Here is a 5,084-nt window from a genome sequence, read left to right as displayed (position 1 = left end):
AAATGCAATATCATTGACACTCCGGGACACATGGATTTTATTGCGGAAGTGGAGCGGACATTCAAAATGCTTGATGGAGCAGTCCTCATCTTATCCGCAAAGGAAGGCATACAAGCGCAAACAAAGTTGCTGTTCAATACTTTACAAAAACTGCAAATCCCGACAATTATATTTATCAATAAAATTGACCGTGACGGTGTGAATTTAGAGCGTTTGTATCTGGATATAAAAACAAATCTGTCTCAAGATGTCCTGTTTATGCAAACTGTTGTCGATGGATTGGTTTATCCGATTTGCTCCCAAACATATATAAAGGAAGAATACAAAGAATTTGTATGCAACCATGACGACAATATATTAGAACGATATTTGGCGGATAGCGAAATTTCACCGGCTGATTATTGGAATACGATAATCGATCTTGTGGCAAAAGCCAAAGTCTATCCGGTACTACATGGATCAGCAATGTTCAATATCGGTATCAATGAGTTGTTGGACGCCATCTCTTCTTTTATACTTCCTCCAGAATCAGTCTCAAACAGACTTTCAGCTTATCTCTATAAGATAGAGCATGACCCCAAAGGACATAAAAGAAGTTTTCTAAAAATAATTGACGGAAGTCTGAGACTTCGAGACATTGTAAGAATCAACGATTCGGAAAAATTCATCAAGATTAAAAATCTAAAGACTATTTATCAGGGCAGAGAGATAAATGTTGATGAAGTGGGGGCCAATGATATCGCGATTGTAGAAGATATGGAAGATTTTCGAATCGGAGATTATTTAGGTACTAAACCTTGTTTGATTCAAGGGTTATCTCATCAGCATCCCGCTCTCAAATCCTCCGTCCGGCCAGACAGGTCCGAAGAGAGAAGCAAGGTGATATCCGCTCTGAATACATTGTGGATTGAAGACCCGTCTTTGTCCTTTTCCATAAACTCATATAGTGATGAATTGGAAATCTCGTTATATGGTTTGACACAAAAGGAAATCATACAGACATTGCTGGAAGAACGATTTTCCGTAAAGGTCCATTTTGATGAGATCAAGACTATCTACAAAGAACGACCTGTAAAAAAGGTCAATAAGATTATTCAGATCGAAGTGCCACCCAACCCTTACTGGGCCACAATAGGGCTGACGCTTGAACCCTTGCCGTTAGGGACAGGGTTGCAAATCGAAAGTGACATCTCCTATGGTTATCTGAACCATTCTTTTCAAAATGCCGTTTTTGAAGGGATTCGTATGTCTTGCCAATCTGGTTTACATGGATGGGAAGTGACTGATCTGAAAGTAACTTTTACTCAAGCCGAGTATTATAGCCCGGTAAGTACACCTGCTGATTTCAGACAGCTGACCCCTTATGTCTTCAGGCTGGCCTTGCAACAGTCAGGTGTGGACATTCTCGAACCGATGCTCTATTTTGAGTTGCAGATACCCCAAGCGGCAAGTTCCAAAGCTATTACAGATTTGCAAAAAATGATGTCTGAGATTGAAGACATCAGTTGCAATAATGAGTGGTGTCATATTAAAGGGAAAGTTCCATTAAATACAAGTAAAGACTACGCCTCAGAAGTAAGTTCATACACTAAGGGCTTAGGCGTTTTTATGGTCAAGCCATGCGGGTATCAAATAACAAAAGGCGATTATTCTGATAATATCCGCATGAACGAAAAAGATAAACTTTTATTCATGTTCCAAAAATCAATGTCATCAAAATAATGGAGCGGTCAGGAAATTTCTATAAGGCAATACAGTTGGGATATATACTTATCTCCATTCTTATCGGATGTATGGCATATAATAGCCTCTATGAATGGCAGGAGATAGAAGCATTAGAACTTGGCAATAAAAAAATAGACGAGCTCCGAAAAGAAATAAACAATATCAATATTCAAATGATAAAATTTTCTCTATTGGGTGAAACAATACTGGAATGGAACGATAAAGATATCGAGCATTACCATGCACGGCGTATGGCAATGGACAGTATGCTCTGCCGTTTCAAGGCCACCTATCCAGCAGAGCGCATCGATAGTGTGCGCAGTCTTTTAGAGGATAAGGAACGACAGATGTTCCAGATAGTCCGGTTAATGGATGAACAACAATCTATTAACAAGAAGATAGCCAATCAAATTCCGGTTATTGTGCAGAAAAGTGTGCAGGAACAGTCCAAAAAGCCAAAACGAAAAGGTTTCTTGGGCATCTTTGGCAAAAAAGAGGGAACGAAGCCAACGACAACAACGACTACGCTCCGTTCATCCAATAGAAACATGGTCAACGAACAGAAAGCGCAGAGCCGTCGATTGTCAGAACAAGCCGATAGTCTTGCTGCCCGTAATGCAGAACTTAACAGACAACTGCAAGGATTGATTTGCCAAATCGAAAAGAAGGTACAATCTGATTTACAAAATAGAGAAAGCGAGATAACAGCGATGCGTAAAAAATCATTTATGCAGATAGGCGGCTTGATGGGATTTGTTCTTTTGCTGTTGGTCATTTCCTATATCATCATACACCGTGATGCAAAGAACATTAAACGATACAAACGCAAGACAACGGATTTGATCGAGCAATTGGAACAGTCCGTGCAACAAAATGAGGTACTCATAACCTCCCGAAAGAAAGCGGTACATACTATTACCCATGAGTTGCGTACACCACTGACGGCAATAACTGGCTATACCGAACTTTTGCGGAAAGAATGCAATAGCGGTAATAATGGGCAATATATCCGAAATATACTGCAATCCTCCGACCGTATGCGGGATATGCTCAACACTTTGCTTGACTTCTTCCGCCTGGACAACGGCAAGGAACAGCCCCGTCTGTCACCCTGCCGGATTTCTGCAATCACGCACACACTTGAAACGGAGTTCATTCCTGTTGCAGTGAACAAAGGGTTGTCCTTGTCCGTGAAGACTGGACACGATGCCATTGTATTGACCGACAAAGAGCGAATAATACAAATCGGGAATAACCTGCTGTCAAACGCAGTCAAGTTCACAGAAGAAGGCGGTGTTTCTTTGATTACTGAATATGATAATGGAGTTCTGACACTGGTCGTTGAAGATACAGGTACAGGCATGACAGAAGAGGAACAGAAACAAGCGTTCGGTGCGTTTGAACGTCTATCAAATGCCGCCGCAAAGGAGGGTTTCGGGCTTGGGCTTGCCATAATGCGTAATATTGTGTCGATGCTTGGCGGAACAATCCGTTTGGACAGCAAGAAAGGGAAAGGCAGTCGTTTCACAGTTGAAATTTCTATGCAGGAAGCTGAAGAACAGCTTGGATATACAAGCAATACACCTGTTTATCATAACAATAAATTCCATGATGTTGTCGCCATTGACAATGATGAGGTATTACTTCTGATGCTGAAAGAGATGTACTCCCAAGAAGGAATACACTGCGACACTTGCACCGATGCTGCGGAACTGATGGAAATGATACGCCAGAAAGAATACAGCCAGTTGCTGACAGACTTGAATATGCCCGGTATAAACGGTTTCGAATTACTGGAACTGTTGCGTTCGTCCAACGTGGGCAATTCACCAACAATCCCGGTGGTTGTGGCAACCGCTTCGGGCAGTTGTAACAAAGGGGAACTATTGGCAAAAGGCTTTGCCGGATGCCTGTTCAAGCCGTTCTCCATATCGGAGTTGATGGAGGTTTCCGACAGGTGTGCCATAAAAGAAACACCGGACGGGAAACCGGATTTTTCAGCTTTGCTGTCTTACGGCAATGAAGCCGTTATGCTGGAAAAGTTGATGACGGAAACTGAAAAAGAGATGCAGACAATACGGGAAGCGGCAACAGAAAAAGACCTGCAAAAGCTGGATTCCCTGACACACCACCTGCGCAGCTCGTGGGAGGTGCTACGTGCCGACCAACCGCTAAATGTACTTTACAGATTGCTTCATGGCGATGTACTCCCGGATGGTGAAGCGTTAAGCCATGCCGTGACTGCCGTGCTGGATAAGGGAGCGGAAATAATCCGGTTGGCAGAAGAGGAAAGGAGAAAATACGAAGATGGATAAGACAACAATAATTGTGGTAGAAGACAATATCGTGTACTGCGAGTTTGTCTGCAACATGCTGGCGCGGGAGGGCTACCGCACCGTGAAGGCTTACCACCTCTCAACCGCGAAGAAACATCTACAACAGGCGACAGATAATGACATCGTGGTTGCCGACCTGCGCCTGCCTGACGGTAACGGCATTGACCTTTTGCGCTGGATGCGAAAGGAGGGAAAGATGCAGCCCTTCATCATTATGACCGACTACGCCGAAGTTAATACCGCCGTGGAAAGCATGAAACTCGGCTCGATAGACTATATTCCCAAACAGCTTGTGGAGGATAAACTTGTCCCCCTGATCCGTTCCATACTGAAAGAACGTCAGGCAGGACAACGCCGTATGCCTGTGTTCGCCCGTGACGGTTCCGCATTTCAGAAAATCATGCACCGTATAAGGCTGGTAGCCGCTACCGATATGAGCGTGATGATATTCGGAGAGAACGGCACGGGTAAGGAACATATTGCCCACCACCTGCACGACAAGAGCAAGCGGGCAGTCAAGCCATTCGTGGCGGTGGACTGCGGTTCACTCACCAAAGAGCTTGCGCCCTCGGCCTTCTTCGGACACGTCAAGGGAGCGTTTACAGGAGCAGATTGTGCCAAGAAAGGATATTTCCATGAGGCGGAAGGCGGCACGCTGTTTCTGGACGAGGTAGGAAACCTCGCGTTGGAAACCCAACAGATGTTGCTCCGCGCCATACAGGAGAGGCGGTATCGCCCGGTCGGAGACAAGGCAGACAGGAGTTTCAATGTCCGCATCATCGCCGCCACCAACGAGGATCTGGAAGCGGCAGTGAGTGAAAAGCGTTTTCGGCAGGATCTTCTGTACCGCCTGCACGACTTCGGGATAACCGTTCCTCCGTTGCGTGACTGTCAGGAAGACATCATGCCGCTGGCAGAGTTCTTCCGTGATATGGCAAACAGAGAGCTGGAGTGTAGCGTGAGCGGGTTCAGTTCCGAAGCACGTAAAGCGTTGCTGACACACGCATGGCCGGGCAACGTGCG

3 protein-coding genes are annotated in these 5,084 nt (G+C 44.9%); all 3 read left to right on the top strand.

From position 1 onward, the window contains the following. Nucleotides 1-1,722, top strand: a 1,722-nt coding sequence (gene tet / locus H8S52_RS19420; protein ID WP_186910396.1) for a tetracycline resistance ribosomal protection protein, incomplete at its 5' end; no start/stop codon positions are given. Continuing rightward, entirely contained in the window at nt 1,722-4,040 is a 2,319-nt protein-coding gene (locus tag H8S52_RS19415; RefSeq protein WP_117695252.1) for an ATP-binding protein, read from the top strand. The genes tet and H8S52_RS19415, both read left to right, overlap by 1 nt. Further along, nucleotides 4,033-5,084 (top strand): sigma-54 dependent transcriptional regulator (locus tag H8S52_RS19410; RefSeq protein WP_186910395.1); only part of this gene is annotated, 1,052 nt, incomplete at its 3' end. The genes H8S52_RS19415 and H8S52_RS19410, both read left to right, overlap by 8 nt.

Origin of the sequence: Bacteroides sp. NSJ-48, assembly GCF_014287405.1 — a bacterium.
Classification (GTDB): domain Bacteria; phylum Bacteroidota; class Bacteroidia; order Bacteroidales; family Bacteroidaceae; genus Bacteroides; species Bacteroides stercoris.
Note: the sequence above shows the minus strand (reverse complement) of the source record. Positions and strands in the feature narration are given on the sequence as shown.

Excerpts from the sequence above, each read along its gene's own strand:
- H8S52_RS19415 (WP_117695252.1), top strand. The coding sequence starts at position 1,722 with ATGGAGCGGTCAGGAAATTTCTATAAGGCAATACAGTTGGGATATATA.